The sequence below is a fragment of the Auraticoccus monumenti genome (assembly GCF_900101785.1).
In the GTDB taxonomy this organism is placed as follows: domain Bacteria; phylum Actinomycetota; class Actinomycetes; order Propionibacteriales; family Propionibacteriaceae; genus Auraticoccus; species Auraticoccus monumenti.
This window is the reverse complement of the sequence record NZ_LT629688.1, coordinates 4,303,265-4,325,026: the sequence shown is the minus strand read 5'-3', so window position 1 is coordinate 4,325,026 and position 21,762 is coordinate 4,303,265. Positions and strand designations below refer to the sequence as shown.

Annotated in this window: 18 protein-coding genes; 14 read left to right on the top strand and 4 right to left on the bottom strand. The window is 73.4% G+C overall.

The annotated features are described in order from the left end of the window. Nucleotides 1–23 precede the first annotated feature (23 nt). The 4 genes from tig to clpX all read left to right on the top strand — a co-directional run bounded on the left by tig (nt 24) and on the right by clpX (nt 4,337). Entirely contained in the window at nt 24–1,490 is a 1,467-nt protein-coding gene (tig, locus tag BLT52_RS19985) for a trigger factor (protein ID WP_090595951.1), read from the top strand. Nucleotides 1,491–1,722: 232 nt separating this feature from the next. Then, nucleotides 1,723–2,289 carry an ATP-dependent Clp protease proteolytic subunit gene (locus BLT52_RS19980; protein WP_090597187.1) on the top strand — a complete coding sequence of 189 codons (567 nt, stop codon included), beginning with the start codon at nt 1,723–1,725 and terminating at the stop codon, nt 2,287–2,289. A gap of 14 nt (nt 2,290–2,303) precedes the next feature. Then, on the top strand, nt 2,304–2,960 hold the full coding sequence (locus tag BLT52_RS19975) for an ATP-dependent Clp protease proteolytic subunit (protein WP_172804087.1): 657 nt from the start codon (nt 2,304–2,306) through the stop codon (nt 2,958–2,960). 90 nt (nt 2,961–3,050) lie between these two features. Beyond that, the gene (gene clpX / locus BLT52_RS19970; protein WP_090595949.1) at nt 3,051–4,337 is read left to right on the top strand and encodes an ATP-dependent Clp protease ATP-binding subunit ClpX; all 1,287 of its coding nucleotides are present in this window, start codon (nt 3,051–3,053) and stop codon (nt 4,335–4,337) included. Here clpX and BLT52_RS19965 read toward each other — a convergent pair. The 3 genes from BLT52_RS19965 to BLT52_RS19955 form a co-directional block, all read right to left on the bottom strand. Next, a complete protein-coding gene (locus BLT52_RS19965) occupies nt 4,334–4,891 on the bottom strand; it encodes a GNAT family N-acetyltransferase (RefSeq protein ID WP_269457575.1) in 558 nt (185 codons plus the stop codon). The genes clpX and BLT52_RS19965 overlap by 4 nt on opposite strands. Next, a complete protein-coding gene (locus tag BLT52_RS19960; protein WP_172804086.1) occupies nt 4,888–6,363 on the bottom strand; it encodes an Ig-like domain-containing protein in 1,476 nt (491 codons plus the stop codon). Before BLT52_RS19960 ends, BLT52_RS19965 begins: the two co-directional genes overlap by 4 nt. 173 nt (nt 6,364–6,536) lie before the next feature. After that, entirely contained in the window at nt 6,537–7,319 is a 783-nt protein-coding gene (locus tag BLT52_RS19955) for a DsbA family protein (RefSeq protein ID WP_090595946.1), read from the bottom strand. Nucleotides 7,320–7,445: 126 nt separating this feature from the next. Between BLT52_RS19955 and BLT52_RS19950 the strand changes: the two genes are divergently transcribed. From BLT52_RS19950 to BLT52_RS19935, 4 genes are all read left to right on the top strand, one after another. Then, entirely contained in the window at nt 7,446–8,876 is a 1,431-nt protein-coding gene (locus tag BLT52_RS19950) for a bifunctional folylpolyglutamate synthase/dihydrofolate synthase (RefSeq protein WP_090595944.1), read from the top strand. Further along, nucleotides 8,873–9,232: a DUF4233 domain-containing protein gene (locus BLT52_RS19945; RefSeq protein WP_231946415.1), complete on the top strand. Its 360-nt coding sequence runs from the start codon at nt 8,873–8,875 to the stop codon at nt 9,230–9,232. Before BLT52_RS19950 ends, BLT52_RS19945 begins: the two co-directional genes overlap by 4 nt. A 67-nt stretch (nt 9,233–9,299) precedes the next feature. Continuing rightward, on the top strand, nt 9,300–9,719 hold the full coding sequence (gene ndk / locus BLT52_RS19940; RefSeq protein ID WP_090595943.1) for a nucleoside-diphosphate kinase: 420 nt from the start codon (nt 9,300–9,302) through the stop codon (nt 9,717–9,719). Nucleotides 9,720–9,756: 37 nt separating this feature from the next. After that, nucleotides 9,757–11,070 carry a CPBP family intramembrane glutamic endopeptidase gene (locus BLT52_RS19935; protein ID WP_172804085.1) on the top strand — a complete coding sequence of 438 codons (1,314 nt, stop codon included), beginning with the start codon at nt 9,757–9,759 and terminating at the stop codon, nt 11,068–11,070. A gap of 24 nt (nt 11,071–11,094) precedes the next feature. On the opposite strand, the gene BLT52_RS19930 is transcribed toward BLT52_RS19935, so the two are convergent. Continuing rightward, on the bottom strand, nt 11,095–12,312 hold the full coding sequence (locus BLT52_RS19930) for an MFS transporter (RefSeq protein ID WP_157677260.1): 1,218 nt from the start codon (nt 12,310–12,312) through the stop codon (nt 11,095–11,097). 526 nt (nt 12,313–12,838) lie between these two features. Here BLT52_RS19930 and BLT52_RS19925 point away from each other — a divergent pair. The 6 genes from BLT52_RS19925 (at nt 12,839) to rplU (ending at nt 21,753) form a co-directional block, all read left to right on the top strand. Continuing rightward, complete coding sequence (locus tag BLT52_RS19925) at nt 12,839–16,285, top strand: Rne/Rng family ribonuclease (protein WP_407922637.1); 3,447 nt, start codon at nt 12,839–12,841, stop codon at nt 16,283–16,285. Between the two features lie 71 nt (nt 16,286–16,356). Beyond that, nucleotides 16,357–17,391: a glycosyltransferase family 2 protein gene (locus BLT52_RS19920; protein WP_090595938.1), complete on the top strand. Its 1,035-nt coding sequence runs from the start codon at nt 16,357–16,359 to the stop codon at nt 17,389–17,391. Then, complete coding sequence (locus BLT52_RS19915) at nt 17,388–18,800, top strand: hypothetical protein (RefSeq protein ID WP_090595937.1); 1,413 nt, start codon at nt 17,388–17,390, stop codon at nt 18,798–18,800. Before BLT52_RS19920 ends, BLT52_RS19915 begins: the two co-directional genes overlap by 4 nt. 129 nt (nt 18,801–18,929) lie before the next feature. After that, a complete protein-coding gene (locus tag BLT52_RS19910) occupies nt 18,930–19,937 on the top strand; it encodes a glycosyltransferase family 2 protein (protein WP_090595935.1) in 1,008 nt (335 codons plus the stop codon). Further along, nucleotides 19,934–21,319 carry a polysialyltransferase family glycosyltransferase gene (locus tag BLT52_RS19905; RefSeq protein ID WP_090595933.1) on the top strand — a complete coding sequence of 462 codons (1,386 nt, stop codon included), beginning with the start codon at nt 19,934–19,936 and terminating at the stop codon, nt 21,317–21,319. The genes BLT52_RS19910 and BLT52_RS19905 overlap by 4 nt, the downstream gene beginning before the upstream one ends. A gap of 125 nt (nt 21,320–21,444) precedes the next feature. After that, nucleotides 21,445–21,753, top strand: a complete 309-nt coding sequence (gene rplU / locus BLT52_RS19900; RefSeq protein ID WP_090595932.1) for a 50S ribosomal protein L21 — start codon at nt 21,445–21,447, stop codon at nt 21,751–21,753. Nucleotides 21,754–21,762: the final 9 nt, after the last annotated feature.

Below are 21,762 nucleotides of genomic sequence, written 5' to 3'. Positions count from 1 at the left end.
CCCATTCACCGAGGAGTTCTGCTGTGCCCAGCACTGTTGAGGAGCTGAGCCCGAACCGGGTCAGGCTCACCGTCGAGGTCCCCTTCGCCGAGCTGAAGCCGAGCCTGGACAAGGCTTACAAGTCGATCGCCGAGCAGGTGACGATCCCCGGCTTCCGCAAGGGCAAGGTGCCCCCGATGGTCATCGACCAGCGCTTCGGGCGCGGGATGGTGCTCCAGGAGGCCATCAACGACGCCCTCCCCGGCCTGTACACCAAGGCCGTCCAGGAGGCCTCGATCACCCCCCTCGGCCAGCCCGAGGTCGAGGTGACCAAGCTCGAGGACGGCGACCTGATCGAGTTCACCGCCGAGGTGGACGTCCGCCCCGAGTTCGACCTGCCCGACTTCTCCTCCGTCGCGGTGGAGGTGGAGCCCCTGGACGTCTCCGAGGAGCTCGTCGAGCAGCAGCTGCAGACCCTGCGCGAGCGCTTCGGCTCCCTGATCGACGTCGAGCGCGCCGCCGGCGAGGGCGACGTCGTCACCCTGGACCTGGTCGCCACCAAGGACGGGGAGACCCTCGAGGACGCCCAGGCCGAGGGCATCACCTACAAGGTCGGCGCCGGCGGCATGCTGGACGGCCTGGACGACGCCCTCACCGGGCTGTCGGCGGGTGAGTCCAAGGAGTTCACCTCCACCCTGGTCGGCGGTGCCGCCCGCGGCACCGAGGCCGACATCCGCGTCACCGTGTCCAAGGTGCAGGAGCAGGAGCTGCCCGAGATCGACGACGACTTCGCCCAGATGGTCTCGGAGTTCGACACCGCCGAGCAGCTGCGCGGCGACGTCGTCAGCCGGCTGACCAACATGGCCCGTCTGGACCAGGCCGCCAAGGCTCGTGACGCCGTCCTGGAGGCCATCGTCGCCGACCTGGACGTCTCCCTGCCCGAGGGGCTGCGCACCGACGAGCTCGCCGCCCGCCGCACGCAGATCGAGCAGCAGCTGGCCCAGGCCGGCCTGTCGCTGGAGCAGTACCTGCAGGAGTCGGAGGAGGCCGAGGAGGCCGAGACCCCCGAGGAGTTCTGGGCCGAGGTCGAGGTCCGTGGCGAGGCTGCGCTCAAGGCCCAGCTGCTGCTGGACAAGGTGGCCGACGACCGCGAGATCGGCGTCGAGCAGGAGGACCTGACCCAGCACATCTTCCGCAAGGCGCAGCAGAGCAACACGTCTCCGGAGCAGGAGATGCAGCACATGATGGAGCACAACCACCTGCCGGAGTGGATGACCGAGATCCGCCGCGGCAAGGCGCTGGCCCTCATCGTGGAGTCCGCCACGGTCACCGACACCGCCGGTGAGAAGGTCGAGCTGGCCAACCTGGGCAACGACGGTTCCATCACCGAGCCCGCCGCTGACGAGCCGGCCGGTGCGGAGTCCCCGGACAGCCCGGACTCGCCGGACAGCCCGGACTCACCCGACAGCCCCGCCTCCCCGGCGTCGGCCACGGAGACCGAGTCGCGCTGACGCGGTAGCAGCTGCACCCGAGGGGGTGGTCGGAGCGATCCGGCCGCCCCCTCGGCGCGTCCCGGTCCGTCCGGAGCGCCCTGCGCCGTGAGCGAACAGCACCCGTGTCCGCTCCGGTCTGTCACCACCGGGCGGTAGCGTCGAGCACGTGAACGAGAGACTGCACGCCAACGTCCCCGCCGGAGGTGCTGACCCGCTGCGCGCCGCAGGCGGCGGCGCCGCCAACTTCGGCATGACCGACAACGTCTACCAGTCGCTGCTGGCGAACCGCATCATCTTCCTGGGCTCAGAGGTCCGGGACGAGAACGCCAACGCCATCTGCGCCCAGATGCTGCTCCTGAACGCGGAGGACCCGCAGAAGGACATCTGGCTCTACATCAACTCACCGGGTGGTTCGGTGGACTCCGGCATGGCGATCTTCGACACCATGCAGTGGATCTCCAACGACGTGGCCACCGTGGCCATGGGCCTGGCCGCTTCCATGGGGCAGTTCCTGCTCAGCGCGGGCACCCCGGGCAAGCGCTTCGCCCTGCCGCACAGCCGGATCATGATGCACCAGCCCTCCGGTGGTCTGGGCGGCACCGCCTCCGACATCCGGATCCAGGCCGAGCAGTCGCTGCACATCAAGTCCGTGATGGCCGGGCTGATCGCCGAGCACACCGGCCAGCCGCTGGAGCAGATCGAGGCCGACTCCGACCGCGACCGCTGGTTCACCGCCGACCAGGCCCTCGAGTACGGCTTCATCGACCAGGTCTACGAGCGCGCCGCCCAGGTGCGCGCGGAGGGCCCGAACCAGTGAGGAACGTGGACGCCATGAGCAACGCGATCGCCATGTCCGCAGGCAGCGGGCAGCCCCCGATCTCGCCGGAGATGAACTACTACATCCCGCAGTGGGAGGAGCGCACCTCCTACGGCATCCGCCGGGTCGACCCCTACACCAAGCTGTTCGAGGACCGCATCATCTTCCTCGGCACCCCGATCATGGACGACGTCGCCAACGCCGTGATGGCGCAGCTGCTGTGCCTGCAGTCGATGGACGCCGACCGCCAGATCCAGATGTACATCAACTCACCCGGTGGCTCCTTCACCGCGCTGACGGCCATCTACGACACGATGCAGTACATCAAGCCGCCCGTGCAGACGGTCTGCCTCGGCCAGGCCGCCTCGGCCGCGGCCGTGCTGCTGGCCGCCGGAGCCAAGGGTCAGCGCCTGGCGCTGCCCAACAGCCGGATCCTGATCCACCAGCCGGCCACCGAGGGCAGCTACGGCCAGTCCTCGGACCTGGAGATCCAGGCCCGCGAGATCCTGCGGATCCGCTCCCAGATGGAGGGCATGCTGGCCCGCGACACCGGCCAGCCGATCGAGACGATCACCCGTGACATCGAGCGCGACAAGTTCCTCACGGCCGAGGAGGCCAAGGAGTACGGCATCATCGACGACATCCTGACGTCGATGAAGGATCTGGGCTGACACAGCCCTCGTCGCCCGACCCGGCGTCCATCCGCTGCGAGCGGACGGACGCCGGGTTAGGCTGAGGAACCATCGCAGGGAGGAAGTTTCGTGGCGCGCATCGGAGAGAGCGGGGACCTGCTCAAGTGCTCGTTCTGCGGCAAGAGCCAGAAGCAGGTCAAGAAGCTCATCGCGGGCCCGGGCGTCTACATCTGCGACGAGTGCATCGATCTCTGCAACGAGATCATCGAGGAGGAGTTCGCCGAGGGCGGTGACGCCGGCCTGCTCGAGGAGCTGCCCAAGCCCGAGGCGATCCGGGAGTTCCTCAACGCCTACGTGATCGGCCAGGACAACGCCAAGAAGGCGCTGGCCGTGGCCGTCTACAACCACTACAAGCGCGTCCAGGCCCAGGCCACCACGCAGCCGCGCCGGGCCGCAGGGCACGACGAGGGCGTCGAGCTGAGCAAGTCCAACATCCTGCTGATGGGCCCCACCGGCTGCGGCAAGACCTACCTCGCCCAGACCCTGGCCAAGATGCTGAACGTCCCCTTCGCGATGGCCGACGCGACCGCGCTGACCGAGGCCGGCTACGTCGGCGAGGACGTCGAGAACATCCTGCTCAAGCTGATCCAGGCCGCCGACTTCGACGTGAAGAAGGCCGAGACCGGCATCATCTACATCGACGAGATCGACAAGGTCGCCCGCAAGAGCGAGAACCCCTCGATCACCCGTGACGTGTCCGGTGAGGGCGTGCAGCAGGCGCTCCTGAAGATCCTCGAGGGCACCACCGCCTCCGTCCCACCCCAGGGTGGGCGCAAGCACCCCCACCAGGACTTCATCCAGATCGACACCACCAACGTGCTGTTCATCGTCGGTGGCGCGTTCGCCGGCCTGGAGCAGATCGTCAACGCCCGGATCGGCAAGCGCCCGCTCGGGTTCAACAACGACGACGCCGCCCGCTCCCCGCAGGACATCGACCCGTTCTCCGCGGTCCGGCCCGAGGACCTGCACAAGTTCGGGCTGATCCCGGAGTTCATCGGCCGGCTGCCGATGATCTCCAGCGTGAGCCCGCTCGACCGCGAGGCGCTGATCCAGATCCTGACCGAGCCGCGGAACGCGCTGATCAAGCAGTTCCGCAAGCTGTTCGAGCTGGACGGCGTCGACCTCGAGTTCACCCCCGAGGCGATCGAGGCCATCGCCGACCTCGCCCTGGAGCGGGGGACCGGGGCCCGCGGGCTGCGCGCCATCCTCGAGGAGACCCTGCTCGAGGTCATGTACGAGGTTCCCAGCAACGCCGAGGTGGCCCAGGTCGTGATCACCGCGGCCTCCGTCACCGACGGGGCCGCACCCACCCTGGTCACCCGGAGCGAGCTGGCCAAGCGCGAGAAGAGCGCCTAGCCCTCGACCCCCACCCGCCCGGCGGGGGCCTCGTCCTCCTCGTCGAGCAGCAGGACGGCGAAGACCAGGTTGAGCCACCGGTCGAACTTCCGCCCCACCTGCGGCAGCCGCCCGGCCTCGACGAAGCCGAGCCGGCGGTGGAAGGCGAGGCTGCCGGCGTTGTCCGCGTCCAGACCGCCGACCATGGCGTGGACCCCCCGTCGACGGCACTCCTCGATCAGCGGCTGCAGCAGGGCCCGGCCGAGACCGTGGCCCTGGTGCCCGTCGGCCACGTAGACGCTGTGCTCGACGGTGTGCTGGAAGCCGGCCTTGGGCCGGAACGGGCCGAACGTGCTCCAGCCGACCACCACGCCCTGCACCTCCACCACCAGCACCGGCCACCCGTCGGCCTGCTTCTCGGCGAACCACAGCTCCCGGGAGAGCAGGCTCACCGGGGCCAGGTCGTAGCTCGCCGTGGTGTGCACGACGGCGTGGTTGTAGATGTCGGTGATGGCCACGACATCGACCGCCATCGCCGGGCGCACCAGCGGGCCCGGGGTGCCGGTCGGGGTCACCGCAGGGCCCTCCGCAGCAGGACGGTCCCGCCGGCCACCAGCATCGCCGTGCCCAGCAGCGCCGTCACCGGGGAGGGGGCGGGCGAGCCCGGCACCAGGTCGGGCAGCCGGTCCTGCGGGGGGCCGGGATCGGCCGGCGGTGCCGCCGACGGCTCGGTCGCCGGCGTGGCCGAGGGGGTCGGGGTGGGTGTGGGGCTTGGGGTCGGCGTCGGGCTGGGGGCGGGTTCCACCTCGACCGCGCGGTCGACGATGGCTCCACCGAAGGTGGACGTCCCGGGGTAGCTCACGAAGAGCACCAGCCGACCGCCCGGGGCGTCCGCGGGCACGGCGACGGCCACCTCGAAGCCGCCGTCACGGGCCACACCGGTCTCGCCCAGCCGGCCCCCGGCGGCGTCCAGGACGTCGACCCGGGCGCCGTCGGGCAGCCGGTAGCCGTCCGCGCCGACGTCGACCTGTCCGCGCAGCGTGACCACCGAGCCCGGTCGGGTCCGTGACGGGGACACCTCGGCGCGGATGGTGGTGGGCACCTGGCTGATGACGAACTCCGAGCGGGAGGAGGTCGACCCCGCCAGGGACTCCTCGTCGCTGTCGAAGGAGGCACGGACCGAGTGCGTCCCCACCTCGAGACGAGCGGGACCGGTGCGCAGCTCCGCCGTGCCCGAGCGCACCCGGACGGGGTCGCCGTAGGGCTCGCCGTCGACCAGGAACTGCACCTCGCCCTGGGCGTCCTCGGGGGCGACGGTGGCCCGCAGCCGTCCGGGCAGGTCGTAGCGCTGGCTGCTGGCCGCCACCCGGGTGCGGGACTGGCGGTCGGCCTGGGCGACGGTGAACCCGACGGCCTCCGACACCGAGCCGGCCGGCCCGTCGGCGGCCGCCTCGTACTCTGCCACCACGCGGTGCCGCCCGACGTCGACCCTGCGGGAGTCGACCTCCAGCGAGGCGCGACCGTCGCGGACCCGGCTGGAGCCAAGCCTCCGCCCGTCGACGGAGAACTCCACCCGGCCGGAGGACACCGCCAGCCACTCGCTGCTGACCCGCGCCCTGAGCCTCGTGGTCTCGCCCAGCCGGTGGTCCTCGGCGTCGGCCTCCACGGCCGTGGGCACGCGCTCCGCCTCGACGCCGTCGGCCGTCCACTCCAGGACGTCGCGGCACTCGCCCTCGCGGCGCCAGGTGGCCACGTCGTCCCCGACCACGCCGGTGGTCCGCCCGTCCAGCACGACCGGGAGGTCGCCGCGGTCGTCGGAACCGGCCGGCACCACCGGGCAGGCCGCTGGGCTGCCGAAGTTCCCCGAGACCTCGCTGACCACGACGGGGTAGGCGTTCTGGTTGCTGAGGGCGTAGCGGACGTAGAAGTCCTGCCCGGGGCCGACCTGCTCCACCTCGCGACCCGTGGCGGCGTCGACGTAGGCCTCGGCGGTGGCCGTCACCCGGCGGCGGTCGTCCCCGGCGGCGGGGCTCGCGAGGGCGGCCATGGCGACCAGGGCGAGCGCACCGACCAGGAGGGCGCGAGGTGCGCGTCTCCCGCAGGCGGGCGTCCTGGATGGGGACATGTCCGGGCTCCCGGGGGCTGGAGGCTGCTGGTCTCAGAGCCTACCGGGGGCCGGCACACCGACCAATGACGACGAGGTCACGGGTCGGTGACGCTTCAGGCGGCGGCCTGCTCCACCGCGGCGGCGAAGGCGGCGGGGTTGGCGTAGTACTGGCTCGCGTCGAAGTCCTCGCCGTTGACGCGGATGGTCGGGGTGCTGCTCACCTCGGCGGCGGTGGAGGCGGCGTCGGTGCCCCGGACGAAGGCGGCGGTGTCCTTGCCCCGGTAGCAGGACTTGAAGGTCTCCAGCGTCTCACCGGTCAGACCGGCCTCCTCGGGGAAGCGGGTCAGCAGCTGGTCGTCGCTGTAGCCGGTGCCCTCGGAGGCGGGCTGGTTGGCGTAGATGACGCCGTAGTAGTCGGTGTAGGCACCGGCCACGTCGGCGCAGGCGGCGGCCACACCAGCGCGGAAGGAGGCGTCGTTGCGGAGGCTGCGGTCCAGGAAGGTCATGGTGCGGTGCTCGACGGTGACCTGGCCGCTGGCGGCCATCTCGTTCACGGTGGCGCCGAGGGCGTCCTCGAAGGACTTGCAGGCCGGGCACTGGAAGTCCTGGTAGATGGTGAGCACCGGCGCGTCGGCCGGGGCCACCCCGGGGTTGGCGATGATGCCGGTGTTGTCGGCGTTGGCATTCGGCGGGGTCACACCCGCGACCTCGTTGGCGCGCCCACGCAGCGCCTGGACGCCGACCACGACACCGACGACGAGGGCCGCCGCGACGACGATGGCCACCCCCACCAGCAGGATGCGCTTCTGACGGCGTCTGGCCTCCGCGGCCGCCGCCTGCTGGCGCAGCTGCTCCCTCCGGCCTCCGGCCTTGGGCGCCTGCGTCCGCTTCGTCATCGCTTCTCCTCAGTCGTTCACTCCGGTCGGCAGGACGCCGCTCCCGCGCCATGCCGCGCAGCAGCATAGTTGCTGGTTCAACGAGGAGGCGCCCCTCAGGGTTCCGGCCACTACGCTGGGCACGACATGGCTGACACCGAGACCCACGCCCAGATCACCGCCCGGCTGCAGTCGCGCTGGCCCGAGCAGCGGGTGGCCCCCTCGCTGGGGCGGATCAACGCCCTGCTGGCCCTGCTGGGCGACCCGCACCGCGCCGCACCCGCGATCCACATCACCGGCACCAACGGCAAGGGCAGCACCGCCATCGTGGCCGACGCGCTGCTGCGGGCGGCCGGGTTGCGCACCGGACGGTTCTCCAGCCCCCACCTCAGCCGGGTCAACGAGCGGATCAGCATCGACGGCGAGCCGATCGACGACGAGCGCTTCGACGCCCTCTGGCACGAGCTCGAGCCCTTCGTGGCGATGGTCGACGAGCAGCGCATCGACGGGGTCGAGATGACCTTCTTCGAGGTCATCACGGCGATGGCCTTCGCCGCCTTCGCCGACGCCCCGGTCGACGTCGTGGTCCTGGAGGTGGGCCTGGGTGGCACCTGGGACGCCACCAACGCCGCCGACGGGGACGTCGCGGTGATCACCCCGATCGACCTCGACCACACCCACCTGCTGGGCAGCACGGTCGCCGAGGTGGCGCGCGAGAAGGCCGGCATCATCAAGCCCGGCGCCACCGCGGTGCTCGCCGGCCAGCCCCTGGAGGCGGCCACCGTGCTGCTGGAGCGGGCGATGGAGGCCGGCGCGCTGGTGCAGCGCGAGGGGGTCGACTTCGGCCTGCTGGAGCGCACCCCAGCCGTCGGCGGCCAGGTGCTGCGGATCAACGCCGCCGAGGGACCGGTCGGCGACCTGCACCTCCCGGCCCACGGCGCCCACCTGGCTCAGAACGCCGCCCTCGCGGTGGCCGCCGTGGAGGCCTTCCTGGGCATGAAGGCGCTCTCGCCCGACATCATCCAGGAGGGCTTCGACGCCGTCCGGCTGCCCGGCCGGATGGAGGTCGTCCGCCGCGGGCCGACGATCCTGCTCGACGCCGCCCACAACCCGCACGGCGCACGCGCCACCGCCGCCGCGGTCCGCGAGGCCTTCGACTTCTCCCCGCTGGTCGGGGTGCTGGCGGTGATGGGGGACAAGGACGTGGTCGGGATCGTCGAGGCCTGGTCGGAGCTCTTCGACTCGGTGGTGGTGACCCAGGTGGCCTCCACCGACCGGGGGATGCCGGCCGAGCAGCTCGGCGAGGTGGCCTCCGGCGTGCTGGGCGGGGACCGGGTGCACGTGGTGCCGAGGATGGACGACGCCATCGAGCGCGCCGTCGCCCTGGCCGAGGCCGACGGCGCCCCGGTGCCCGGGGTCGTCGTCACCGGCTCGGTGATCGCGGTCGGCGAGGCCCGCACCCTGCTGGTGTCGGCGGAGGAGGAGCGCCGCGCCGTCGAGGAGCCCGTGCTCGAGGTCGGTGAGGCCATGCCGCCGGAGGACTACGACGGCTCGGAGCCGAAGGGCTTCGGCTGGTGAGCGGCGGGTCGCGGCTGCTGCTCAACCCGGGCAACCCGATGACCAAGGTGCTGATCTCGATCGTCGCCTTCCAGGTGATCGTGTTCGGCCTCGCCATCTTCGTGATGATCCAGGTGTCGCAGGTCCCGGTGGCCACCGCGGTGGCCCTCTGCAGCGCCTCCGCCCTGGTCGCGTTGACCTCCGCGGCGACGCTGCGCCGTCCGCTCGGCCAGGTGCTGGGCTGGATCGCCCAGGTGATGGGTCTCGCCCTGGGCTTCTGGACGCCGGCGATGTTCATCATGGGCGCGATGTTCGCCCTGCTGTGGCTGACCTGCGTGGTGCTCGGCAAGCGACTGGACGCCCAGGCCGAGGCCTGAGCCGGTCGTCCACAGGCGGCGCCCGACCACGGTCGGGGCGACGCCGCCCGACGGTAGGGTCTGGGCCATGACTGAACTGCCCCGCACCTTCGTCCTGATCAAGCCCGACGCCGTGCGCCGGGGCCTCGTGGGCGAGGTGCTCAGCCGCTTCGAGCGCAAGGGGCTCACCATCGTGGCCCTCAAGCAGGTCCAGGTGACGCCCGAGCTGGCCGACGAGCACTACGCCGAGCACGTCGAGCGCGACTTCTACCCGCCGCTGCGCACCTTCATCACCTCCGGCCCGTCGGTCGCGGTGGTGCTGGCCGGTGACGAGGTGGTCGAGGCGGTGCGGCTGCTGAACGGCGCCACCGACGGCCGCAAGGCCGCCCCCGGCACCATCCGCGGCGACCTGTCGCTGTCGAACCGGGAGAACCTCGTGCACGGGTCGGACTCCGCGGAGTCCGCGGCCCGTGAGATCGCCCTCTGGTTCCCCGAGCTGGAGGGCTGACGTCGTGAGCCACCCACCGTCGGGGCAGCCGTCCTGGATGCCCCCTCAGGACCCCGTCCCCGGACAGGGCGAGGTCCAGCCCCAGCCGGGCGGGCCGCGAGACCCCTTCCCTGCCGGCCCCGTCCAGCAGCCTGACCTCGGGCAGGCGCCGCAGGGCTACGGGCAGCCGCCCCAGGGTCAGCCGGGCTACGGCCAGCCGCCCCAGGGTCAGCCGGGCTACGGTCAGCCGCCCCAGGGTCAGCCGGGCTACGGCCAGCCCCCTCAGGGTCAGCCGGGGTACGGCCGGCCGGGAACCCCGGTGTACGGCCAGCCGCCGCAGGGCCAGCCGGGCTACGGGGTCGCCCCCGGGCAGGGAGCCCAGGTGGCGGCTCCGCCGCAGTGGGTGCCGGCGCAGAAGCCCGAGCCGCTCCCGGTAGAGCCCCGCGCCTACCACCACTTCTACCGGACCCCGGCGCACCGCTGGTGGAAGCCCCTGGCGCTGGTGGCCCTCGTCGTCGTCGGCTTCATCATCTCCTCGGTCCTGGTGGTCTTCGTGGCCAGCGCCATCGAGCTGGCCACGGGGGGCATCACGGCCGAGCAGCTGATGGCCGGTGAGGTCCCGAGCTCGCCGGGCTTCTTCGCCGCCAACAACATCGCCCTGGCGCTGCTGATCCCCTTCGGCATGCTCGGCCAGTGGTTGGTCTACGGGCAGCGGCCGCGCTGGCTGTCCTCGGTCGAGGGTGGCGTCCGGTGGCGCTGGTTGCTCGTCTGCGCCGGCGTCGTGGCCGTCATCTGGGTGGTCTACTCCGTGGTCGAGGTCGCCCTCACCGGCTTCCAGCTGCAGGGCACCCAGATCGCGCTCTGGCTGACGCTGATCGTGCTGACCACGCCCTTCCAGGCCGCGGGGGAGGAGTACGGCCTGCGCGGCACCCTGACCCGCGCGGTCGCGGCCTACTTCCCCGACGGGCGCGTCGCGCTGGTGGTGGCGATGGCGGTCTCGGCGGTCGTCTTCATGTTCCTGCACGACGCCCAGGACCCGTGGCTGAACATCTACTACCTCGGCTTCGCGGTGGTGGCCTCGTTGCTGACCTGGCGCACCGGCGGGCTGGAGGCCGCGGTGGCCTTCCACGTCATCAACAACCTGATCGCCCTGGTCCTCACCGTGCTCGCCGGCCAGACCGACAGCCTGTTCGAGCGCGAGGTGGGTGCGGGTTCGCCGTGGATGCTGGTCGGGGTGTTCCTGGCCGTCGTCGTGGCTCTGGTGATCGACCGGCTGTTCGTCCGCTCCAGCCTCCGCCGGGCGACCGCCCCCGGTGCGCCGGCCACGCTGCCCGGCGGTGAGCCCGCCGTGCTGCCCGGTCGCTCCTCCTGAACGAGGGTCGCGGGGGCTGCTGGCTCAGGAGCGGGTGCGCAGCTCGGCCTCGAGCGTGCCCGGCCGGCAGGCCAGCAGCCCCAGCACCGTCAGCGGGACGACCATGACCAGCATGGCCAGCACCGGCCACGTCCACCCGCCGGTGACGTCGTGCAGCAGGCCCACCACGAAGGGGCCGAGGGCGGAGATCAGGTAGCCGACCCCCTGGCTGAAGGCCGACAGCGAGGCGGTGCCCTCCGCGGTCTCGGTCCGCAGACCCACCAGGGCCAGGAACACCGGGAACGCCGAGGTCCCGACCGCGAGCAGCGCGGCCCACAGCCAGGGCAGCACCGTCGGCACCAGCAGCAGGCCGACCAGCCCGGCGACGGCGCACAGCACCACCACCAGCACCGCCGAGTAGGGGCTGGGGTTGCGGGCGGTCCAGGTGGGCAGCAGGAAGGCCAGCGGGATCGACACCCCGGTGGTGATGCCCAGCAGCAGGCCCCCCTCGACCTCGCTGAAGCCGGCGCCCACGAAGATGCTGGGCAGCCAGCCGAACAGCGAGTACGACAGCATCGACTGCACCCCGAAGAAGAGGGCCATCACCCAGCCGCGCCGGGTGCCGGCCACCTGGCGCAGGCTGGTCCGGGGCAGCGGCACCCCGTCGGCCGGACGCCGCCGGTCCGCACCGACCATGCCCAGCCACAGCGGCAGCGCCAGCAGCGCCAGCACCGCCCAGCCGGCCAGCGCCGGCCGCCACCCGCCCACCGCCGCCGCCACCGGGGCGGTCACCAGGCTCGCCAGGGTGAGACCGGTGACCAGGGCGGTGGTGTAGGTGGCGGTGACCAGCCCGACCCGGTGCGGGAAGTGCAGCTTGACCAGCGAGGGCAGCAGCACGTTCGAGACCGCCATCCCGGCCAGGGCCAGCGCCGACGCCCCCAGGAACGGGGCGGGAGACCCGACGAGCACCCGGACCAGCTGCCCGACCAGCACGGCCAGCAGGGCCACCACCACGGTGCGGTGCAGCCCCAGCCGTCTGGCCAGCCAGGGCGCCACCAGCCCGAAGACCGCGAAGCACAACCCCGGCAGCGCCGTCAGCAGCCCGGACCCGGTCCCGTCCAACCCCAGGGAGTCCTGCAGGGTGAGCAGCACCGGACCCACCGCGACAGCCGTGGGCCGCAGGTTCAGCGCCAGCAGCACCAGGGCCGCCAGCACCAGCCACGGGTGGCGCCGCCAGGCGGGGGCGGAGTCGGTCGGGGACACGCGGCGTGAGCCTAGGTCCTGCCGGCTCGTCGACCGGGAGCGTCCGCGCCGCGTCCGGGGACGGTGTCGGTTCCGGTTCGGAGCGGGCGCTGTGAGATAGTGGCCAGCAGGTCGGGGCGCCGCCGGTGCCCCCGTGGATCCACGCCGCGCCGCGAAGTGACAGTTCGAGGCACCCGTCGGACCCCCACCGCGACGTCCGCCCACCTCCGGGCGACGACCGCGGGAGGGTCTCCGGGGCGGCGGAGCCACACGCCAACCAGCTTTCTGCGCCCAGGGTCCACGGGCCGGGCGCAGCGTCGCGGGTCGTCCTCACCGACGGCCCGAGCAAGGAGACCAGATGTCGGACGAGCCCACCTCAGCACCCTCCGAGGAGCAGCCGGCCAAGAAGCCGGTGCGCCGCCGCCGCAGCGCCAGCCGCGCCGCCGGTCCGCCGCAGGGGAGCGAGACCCCCGTCGTGGTCGAGACCACCCCCCCCGCGCCCGTCACGAGCGCCCCCACCGATCCCGAGCCGACGCCGGACACCGAGCTGCCGACCGCCGCCGGTGCGACCAGCGCCCCGGCCGCCGAGGTCACGACGGCCCCGGCCGCGGAGCCCACGAGCGCCCCGGCCGCGGAGGCCACGAGCGCTCCCGCCGCCGACGCCCCGGGTGCTCCCGCCCCCGAGGCCCCCAGCGCTCCCGTCTCGGAGGTTCCCAGCGCGCCGGCCGAGCCGGCGGCAGCCACCAGCCGTCCCCGTACCCGCCGCCGTGCCGCCACCCGGCCCGCCGGCAAGCCGGATCCGGTGGTCGCCAGCGCGCCGCCCGCGCCCGCCGAGAGCCAGCCCGAGAGCCCCGCCCAGCGCGAGCCCGTCGCCGAGGAGCAGCCCGGCACCCCGGCCGTCGCCGAGACCCCGGCCGTCGCCGAGACCCCGGCCGTCGCCGAGACGCCGGCCGAGCCCGCGACCCGGCCGCGCCGCACCCGCAAGCGCGCCACCAAGGCCGACGCCGCCCCCGAGCAGCCCGTCGCCCCCCAGCAGTCGGTCGCCCCCGAGCAGCCCACCGCCGCCGACGACGCCCCGACGACGAGCGCCCCTGCGGCGCCGGCCGCGACCGGTCCCACCGTCGACGCCCCCGCCGCCCCTGCTGACCTCGACGCCCCCTCCGCCGCCGCCGAGGGCGCGGCCGAGGCACCGGCGGACAAGCCCGAGAAGCCGTCCCGACGTGGTCGGCGCTCACGGCCCAGCGCCGCGGTGGCCGACCCCTTCGCCCCGGCGCAGCGCTCGACCCCGGCGCCCGCCGCCGCACCGGACCCGGCCGACGACCTGACCGCCGCCGTGCGGGCGGTCTTCGACCAGGCCGCCTCCAGCCCCCGGGCCACCAGCGACCAGGACGACGACACCGCCGGAGCGCCGGCCGACCCGGCCCTGCTCGACGAGGAGCCCGAGGACGACCAGGGCGACGACCTGGGCACCCCGACCGCCGTCCAGGGCCCGTTCGCCTGGTACAGCGGCACCCCCGCCGACGGCGACGCTCCTGCCCCGACCCGCTCCGACGACCGGGTCGCGGACCGCTCCGCGACCGAGGACGAGGACCGCGGCGACGAGCAGGCCGAGGACCGTGCGGAGGAGGGCGACGAGGACGACGACGACTCCGACGGTCCCTCGCGCAGCCGCCGTCGCCGCCGTCGCGGCGGTCGCCGACGTCGCCGTGGTGGCGACTCCGACCGCTCCGAGGACGCCGACCGCTCCGACGACGCCGACCGCTCCGACGACGCCGACCGCTCTGACGACGTCGACCGCTCCGAGGACGCGGAGGGCGACGACGCCGAGGAGACCCAGCGCGCCACCACCTCCGACGAGGCGGGTCCGGCGGCTGAGGACGACGGCGAGGGTGACGAGCCCGGAGCCGACGACGAGGGGGACGCCAGCGGTTCCGACGGAGGTCGTCGCCGTCGTCGCCGTCGTCGCCGTCGCGGCGAGGAGGCCTCCACCTCCGAGGACGACCCGAGCGACACCGTGGTGCGGGTGCGCGAGCCGCGCCGCAGCGCCCGGGAGAAGGCCAGCGACCAGATCACCGGCATCGAGGGCTCGACCCGGCTCGAGGCCAAGCGCCAGCGGCGCCGTGAGGGCCGTCAGAGCAGCCGACGCCGCACCCCGATCCTGAGCGAGGCCGAGTTCCTGGCCCGTCGCGAGGCGGTCGAGCGCACCATGGTGATCCGCCAGGGCGAGGACCTCTCCCAGCTCGCCGTGCTCGAGGACGGCGTCCTGGTCGAGCACTACGTGGACCGCGAGTCCGCCACCTCCCTGATCGGCAACGTCTACCTCGGCCGGGTGCAGAACGTGCTCCCGTCGATGGAGGCCGCCTTCGTCGACATCGGCCGCGGCCGCAACGCCGTGCTCTACGCCGGGGAGGTCGACTGGGAGGCCAACGGCGCGGACAAGAGCTCCCGCCAGATCGAGAAGGTGCTGAAGTCCGGCCAGACCGTGCTGGTGCAGGTGACCAAGGACCCCGTCGGGGCCAAGGGCGCCCGGCTGACCAACCACGTCTCGATCCCCGGCCGCTACGTCGTCTACTCCCCGGGTGGCCACCTCTCCGGGATCTCCCGCAAGCTGCCCGACATCGAGCGCAAGCGGCTCAAGGACATCCTGTCCGACCTGGTGCCCAACGAGGCCAGCGTCATCGTGCGCACGGCCGCCGAGGGGGCCAGCGAGGACGAGCTGGTCCGCGACGTCAACCGGCTGAAGGCCCAGTGGGAGGCGATCGAGAAGAAGATCAGGACCGGCTCCGCGCCCCAGCTCCTCTACGCCGAGCCCGACCTGACGCTGCGGATCGTCCGCGACCTCTTCACCGAGGACTTCGCCCAGCTCCTGGTCGACGGCAACGGCGGCGAGAACGACGCCTACGCCAGCGTGGAGAGCTACGTCGGGCACGTCGCCCCGCACCTGGCCGACCGGCTGCGTCGCTGGGACCGCCAGGTCGACGGTGACGTGTTCACCGCCCACCGCCTGGACGAGCAGATCGCCAAGGCGCTGGACCGCAAGGTGTTCCTGCCCTCGGGCGGTTCGCTGATCATCGACCGCACCGAGGCGATGACGGTCATCGACGTCAACACCGGCAAGTTCACCGGCTCCGGCGGCAACCTGGAGACCACGGTGACCAGCAACAACCTGGAGGCCGCGGAGGAGATCGTGCGCCAGCTCCGGCTGCGCGACATCGGCGGCATCATCGTGATCGACTTCATCGACATGGTGCTGCCCAGCAACCGCGACCTGCTGCTGCGCCGGCTGGTGGAGTGCCTCGGTCGGGACCGCACACGTCACCAGGTGGCCGAGGTGACCAGCCTCGGGCTGGTGCAGATGACCCGCAAGAAGATCGGCACCGGGCTGGCCGAGGCGTTCACCGAGACGTGCGAGCACTGCGACGGGCTGGGATACCACACCCACGAGATGCCGGTGGAGACCCAGAGCCAGGCCGACGGCGGCGAGCGCCAGGGTCGCCGGGCGGGTCGCGCCGGTCGCAACAAGGGCGGTGGCGGCAAGGCGGAGGCCCCGGCCAAGGAGTCGAGGTCGGAGCCGGTCAGGCGTCACGGCGGTCCCCAGGACGTCTTCGCCGCCATGCACGCCAAGGAGGCCGAGCCCGGCGAGGACGGCACCGAGGAGGCCCAGCAGGACGCGGTCGAGGAGACCGCACTCGCGCCGGTCCCCGCGCCCGACACCGCGGTGGAGGAGCCGGCCACCGCGCCGACCAGCCCCGTGGTGCTGGACGTCGAGGAGCCGGAGACCCAGCTCGTCGAGCCCGCGCCCCAGCTGGTGGAGCCCGCACCGCAGGCCGTCGAGCCCGCACCGGTGCTGGTCGAGCCCACCCCGGAGCCGGTCCAGCCGGTCCTCGACGCCGTCGCGGACCAGCCCGTGGTCGACGCGCCGGCCGACGGTGACGCCGACCCGGTGGGGGAGCCGACGCCGGAGGACGGCACGGAGGACGACGGCGCCCGCTGAGCGCCGCCGGAGCGCAGGACGTCGACCCCGACCGGTTGGCGTCCTGCGTCCCGGGCTGACACGCTGGTGCCGTGGCCTCCCACGGTGCTCCCGCCCAGCCCGACCTCACCGTGGTGGTGACCTTCTTCCGGTTGCGTCACCTCGCGCCGGTCACCATCCGCAACCTCTCGCTGGTCGAGGGTCGTGAGCGGTTCCAGCTCGTGCTCCTCGACGACGCCTCCGGTGACGGCACCGCGGACGTGATCCGCCGGCACTGCCGGATGTGGCTGCCCGAGGCCGAGGTGGTGGAGCTGGAGCACAACGTCGGGGTCTCCGCGGCCCGCAACGTCGGACTCGCCCGGGCCCGCGGCCGCTGGATCACCTACCTCGACGGCGACGACTTCGTCTCGGCCGACTACTGGGCCAGCGTGGTGGCCGACGCCGACCGGCTGGACGTCGACTTCGTCCGCACCGACTTCGTCCGCGTCGAGGGTCTCAAGCGCGATCTCGGCCGGGTGCCGCACCAGCGCCGCGGCGTCCGCCAGGCCGCCGGGGAGGGCGTGCTGCCCTTCGACCACGGCGCCTCGGTGGACTACCCGCGCTGCTCGGCCGGGGTCTACCGCACCGACCTCCGCGAGCGCGGGCTGCTGGAGTACCGCGAGGACCTGCGCACCTGCGAGGACCGGCACCACATCTGGACGCTCCACCTCCGCGCGGACACCTTCGCCGTGGTCGACCACGCGGGCTCCTTCTACCGCCGCGACATCGGCACCAGCCTGACCCGCACCCCCAGCGAGAAGCAGATGGACTTCCTGCCGGCCTACCGCTCGATCGTGGACATGGTCCAGCAGCACGAGCAGTCCGAGCGGTTCATGCCCAAGGCGGTGCGCGGGCTGCTGGCCATGACCGCCTTCCACCTCGGCGCCCGCGCGCGCTTCACCCGCGACCTGGAGGAGGAGCTGGTGCGCCGCTGCCGACGGACGCTCGACGACGTCCCGCAGGACGCCCTGGCCGAGGGTCTGCGCCGCCTCGACGGCAAGCGTCGGGCCGTGGTGGAGAGGCTGCGGGCCGGGGAGCTGGAGCTCATCAGCGCCGACCCCGCCGCCACGTCCGGAGCCGGCCGGTGAGGCGCCCGGTGCAGGCCGTCTGGCGGTCCTCCGAGCCCGCGGTCGAGGCCCCGACCACGGTGCTCCAGGTGACCAGTGCCGACGGGCTGGCCCTGCTGGCCGCAGCGGTGGATGCCGGCTGGTGGTCCGGCACCCGCCGGGTGCTGCTGCTGGTCGACACCTCCCCGGTGCCGGAGGCCACCGCGCCGCTGTGGCTGCTGCCGGAGTTCGAGCCGCTGGCCTCCCGCTTCGTCGAGGCGTGGTCGCTGAACGACGTCTGCTTCCCCCACCACCCCGGCGCCTGGTCCCCGCGCGTGCAGGAGCACGACCTGATCGCCCGCTACCTGCAGCAGCTGCTGGGGCTGGCCGAGCCGGTGCGGCGGCTGGTGCTGGAGTCGGTGACCACCCGGCCCGCCTCCCAGCTGCTCCACCTCTTCCCCGAGGCCGGGCTCGACGTGTACGCCAGCGGCCTCACCGGGCTGTGCCCGCCGCCCGAGCGGCCCTCCCGGCAGGTGTCGCTGCGGATCGAGCGGACCCTCGCCGTCGAGCCGGTGCCGGGGCTCGAACCGCTGCTGCCCGGTGAGCCGGACGTGGGGACGACCCTGCTGCCCGCCGCGGCGGTGCGGGCGGTGCTCGACGAGGCCGCGGAAGCGGTCACCCCCACCTCCCTCCCCGAAGGCGGGGTGCCCGTCGTGCTGACCGGGCTGCTCGCCCCGACGGGCCTGCTCACCCCCGACCAGGAGGTGGACCACTGGGTCACCGCCCTGGAGGCGCTGGCCGCCGCCGGGCACGGACGCGTCGTGGTGAAGCCGCACCCGGCCGCGCTCGACACCCACGCCACCGACCTCGAGGCCGCCGGCACCCGGCTGGGGCTGCAGGTCGAGGTCGTCGACCAGCCCTGCCTGCCCTCGACCGTGCTGCACCACCACCGCCCCCCGCTGGTGGTCGCCGGCGCCGCCGAGGACCTCCTCCCCGCCGCGCTCCACGACCTCCCCGTCGCCCGCTGGCGCACCCGCGACCTGCTCCGCTCGCTCAGCCCGGAGGACGGGCGACGGGTGGCCCTCGCGCTGGCGGAGCGCCTCGTCCCCGACCTCGCCGACCAGCCCGCCGGCGGTCCGCTGCGCGGCTACGAGGGAGGCGACCGGTGGCTGGTGGAGGCGGTCCGCCACCGCCTGCGCCCGCGGCTGGCCCCCGATCCCGGCCCGCCGCCGCCCGGGGCGCCCGACCCGGAGGACTTCCTCGCCGTCCCCGAGGAGCCGCAGGCCGCACCCGGGCCCGGGCCGGTGACGGCCCCGTCCGCGACGTCCGGACCCTCGGGCGCCCCGGCGGCCGCGCTCTCGTCGCCCGGTCGACCCGGCCACGTCATCCGGCTCCGCCGTCGCCTGCACCGGCTCCGCCGGCGTCTGCTCAGCCGCGGCCAGCGCGGCTGACCCGACCCGCGCAGGCGACGCCGCGCGTCAGCGGAGGAGCGGCACCCCGCGTGGACACCTGTCGTTCACCTGTCGGTACCCCTCCTGCCTAGCATCGGCCAGCGTGACCACACCCCGTCCCCCGCGCGCATGACCTCGCCCCGGCTGAGCCTCGTCCTCCCCGGCAAGGACGTCGCCCCGTGGGTCGGGGACGCCCTCAGCAGCCTGGTGGACCAGCTGCCCGCGGGAGAGCTCGAGGTGGTGGTGGTCGACGACGGCTCCACCGACCAGACCTCCGAGGTGGTCAGCAGCTTCGCCGACCGGCTGCCGCGGCTGGTGCTGCACCGCAACGAGGAGCCCAGCGGTCTGGCCACCGCGAGGAACACCGGCCTCGGTCTGGCCACCGCCCCGCTGATCGGGTTCCTGGACGGCGACGACTGGCTGGCCCGCGGGCACCTGGCCCGGCTCGTGGCGGCGGTCGAGGAGCTCGACGTCGACTTCGTCCGCTGCGACCACGTCCGGGTCACCGCCGGGCGACGTCAGCTGGTCCGGGCCCCGATGGCCGTCCGTGGACGTCGGCTGGACCCCCGCGACGCCATCCTCCCCGCCGACGACTCCAGCATGGTCGACTACCCCTACGCCTGGGCCGGCATCTTCCGTCGCAGCATGCTCGAGGAGGGGCTGCTGCACTTCCACGACGGCCTGCACACCGCCGAGGACCGACCCTGGATCTGGCGGCTGATGCTCCAGGCGCGCTCCTACGCCGTGGTGAGCTCACCCGGGGTGATGTACCGCCGCGGTCTGTCCGGCTCGCTCACCCAGATCGTCGACCGCCGCCAGCTCGACTTCCTGCGCGCCTACCGGCTCTGCTTCGCGCTCGTCGACGCCGACCACGCGGGCAGCTCGTTCGAACCCAAGCTGGTGCGGCAGTTCCTCGCCGTGCTGGCCTCCCAGCTGGCCCGCCAGGGTCTGCCTCGTGAGCTGCACGCCGCGATGGTGCGGGAGTCGGTGGCCATCCTGGGCGGTCGCGACCCCGAGGTGCTGTGGAGCACCGGGCTGGCGATGGACGAGAAGCGTCGCCAGCGCCTGCAGCCGGTGCTGCGCCGGGTGGTGCCGGCCGGTCGTCGCGGCGCCGCACCCGTGGCGGTGAACGCGTGAAGCACCTCGTGGTCGCCTCGACCTCCTACCAGCTGCTCTGCCTGGCCGCCGCCGCCGACCACGGCGTCTTCGACGGCGGTGAGCGGGTGCTGGTCCTCGCCGACGGCTCCCAGCTGCCGGAGCTGACCACCCCGCTGCCGGAGGTGGCCGGCTACGACCAGCTGGTGGCCCGCTTCGACCGGGTGGTCGACCTCGCCGGCCTGATCGCACCGCGCCGCCCGGCCCAGTTCTCCCCGCGGGGGGAGGAGCTGACCATGTGGGAGGCGCTGCTGCGCAGCCACTGGGGTCTGGGTGAGGAGCCCGTCACCCTCTGGTTGGACGCGATCCAGGTCAACCCCGGTCTGGCCCTGGCCCGGGTCTTCTTCGACGCCGACCTCAACGCCCACGCCGACGGGCTGATGGCCTACGGCCCCACCCGCAGCCGGCTGCCGCTGGCGGTCCGCCAGCGCGTCGGGACGCTGCTGCACGTGGACCTGGTGCCGGGGTTGCGGCCGCTGATGCTGCACGAGGCCTCGCCCGCGCTGACCGCGCTGCCGGTGTCACGGCTGCGCGCGGTGATCGACGAGGTGGGCCGGTCCGTGGGGGCCGAGGACGCCGCCCGGGTGCAGGCCTTCGTCGGCGCGGCGGGGGAGCGGTCCGGGGAGGAGCCACGCACCGCCCTGATCCTGGGGCAGTACCTGACCAAGCTGGAGCTCCTCACCACCGAGGAGGAGGACGAGCTGCACCGCGACATGGTGACTGCCGCCCGCGAGGCCGGGGCCACCCACTGCGTCTTCAAGCCCCACCCGGCCGCCGGACCGGCCCTGGCCGAGGCGCTGACGGCCCACGCGGACGCCCTGGACCTGCCGCTGCTGGTCCTCAACAGCCCGGTGCAGGCGGAGCTCCTCTTCGCCGCGCTGCGGCCGCACCTGGTGGTCAGCGCCTTCTCCACCGGTCTGGCCACCGCCGACACCGTGTTCGGGCTCGACGCCAGAGCGGTGGGCACGGCCAGGCTGCTGGACCGGCTCCAGCCCTACCAGAACAGCAACCGGGTCCCGCTGACCCTGGTCGACGCGCTCTACGCCGGCGACCTCCCGGCCCCGGCGGCGGCCCCGGACGACCTCCCGCCGAGGCGGCGGCTGCAGCTGCTGCTGCACGCCGTGGCCTACTGCATGCAGTCCCAGAACCTGGACGACCTGCGCCACGACGCGGTGTCCTACCTGACCGACGCCAGGGGGAACCCGGAGATGCGCTTCTTCAAGAAGCGCCGGATCCTGGCGCTGGGCCTTCCCGGTGTCCGCCCGCCCGGCCGGCTGGACGGGCTCCCCCTCCCGGTCCGTCGCGTGGTGCGCCGGGGCGTCCGGGTGTGGCGTCGGTCCACCGCTGGGCGGGCACCGTTTTGACCCCAGCGGGGCCGCCCCGTATTGTTTCCCCTCGGTGCACGCTCATCCGACCGGTTCCCCGGCGAGCGGTCCTGGAGGATTCGAGGATGCACCACAACGAGACGTGAGAAGAGAGAAGGTCAGTCGTGTACGCGATCGTGCGCAGTGGCGGACGCCAGCACAAGGTGGCCGTCGGCGATGTCCTGGAGATCGACAAGGTGGCCGCTGAGGCCGGGTCCGAGCTCCGGCTGCAGCCGCTGCTCCTGGTCGACGGCGAGTCCGTGACCTCCGACCTCGATTCCCTCAGCAAGGTCTCCGTGACCGCCGAGGTCATCGCCGAGACCAAGGGTCCCAAGATCCGGATCCTGAAGTTCAAGAACAAGACCGGGTACCGCAAGCGCCAGGGCCACCGCCAGCGCCACACCCAGGTCAAGGTCACCGGGATCGAGAGCTGAGGAGCAGCC

Bases quoted from the DNA above. Each gene is read 5' to 3' on its own strand.
- BLT52_RS19935 (WP_172804085.1), top strand. From the start codon at position 9,757: ATGCCCCCTCAGGACCCCGTCCCCGGACAGGGCGAGGTCCAGCCCCAG.
- BLT52_RS19910 (WP_090595935.1), top strand. From the start codon at position 18,930: ATGACCTCGCCCCGGCTGAGCCTCGTCCTCCCCGGCAAGGACGTCGCC.
- BLT52_RS19975 (WP_172804087.1), top strand. From the start codon at position 2,304: ATGAGCAACGCGATCGCCATGTCCGCAGGCAGCGGGCAGCCCCCGATC.
- BLT52_RS19955 (WP_090595946.1), bottom strand. From the start codon at position 7,319: ATGACGAAGCGGACGCAGGCGCCCAAGGCCGGAGGCCGGAGGGAGCAG.
- BLT52_RS19960 (WP_172804086.1), bottom strand. From the start codon at position 6,363: ATGGCCGCCCTCGCGAGCCCCGCCGCCGGGGACGACCGCCGCCGGGTG.
- ndk (WP_090595943.1), top strand. From the start codon at position 9,300: ATGACTGAACTGCCCCGCACCTTCGTCCTGATCAAGCCCGACGCCGTG.
- BLT52_RS19980 (WP_090597187.1), top strand. From the start codon at position 1,723: ATGACCGACAACGTCTACCAGTCGCTGCTGGCGAACCGCATCATCTTC.
- BLT52_RS19950 (WP_090595944.1), top strand. From the start codon at position 7,446: ATGGCTGACACCGAGACCCACGCCCAGATCACCGCCCGGCTGCAGTCG.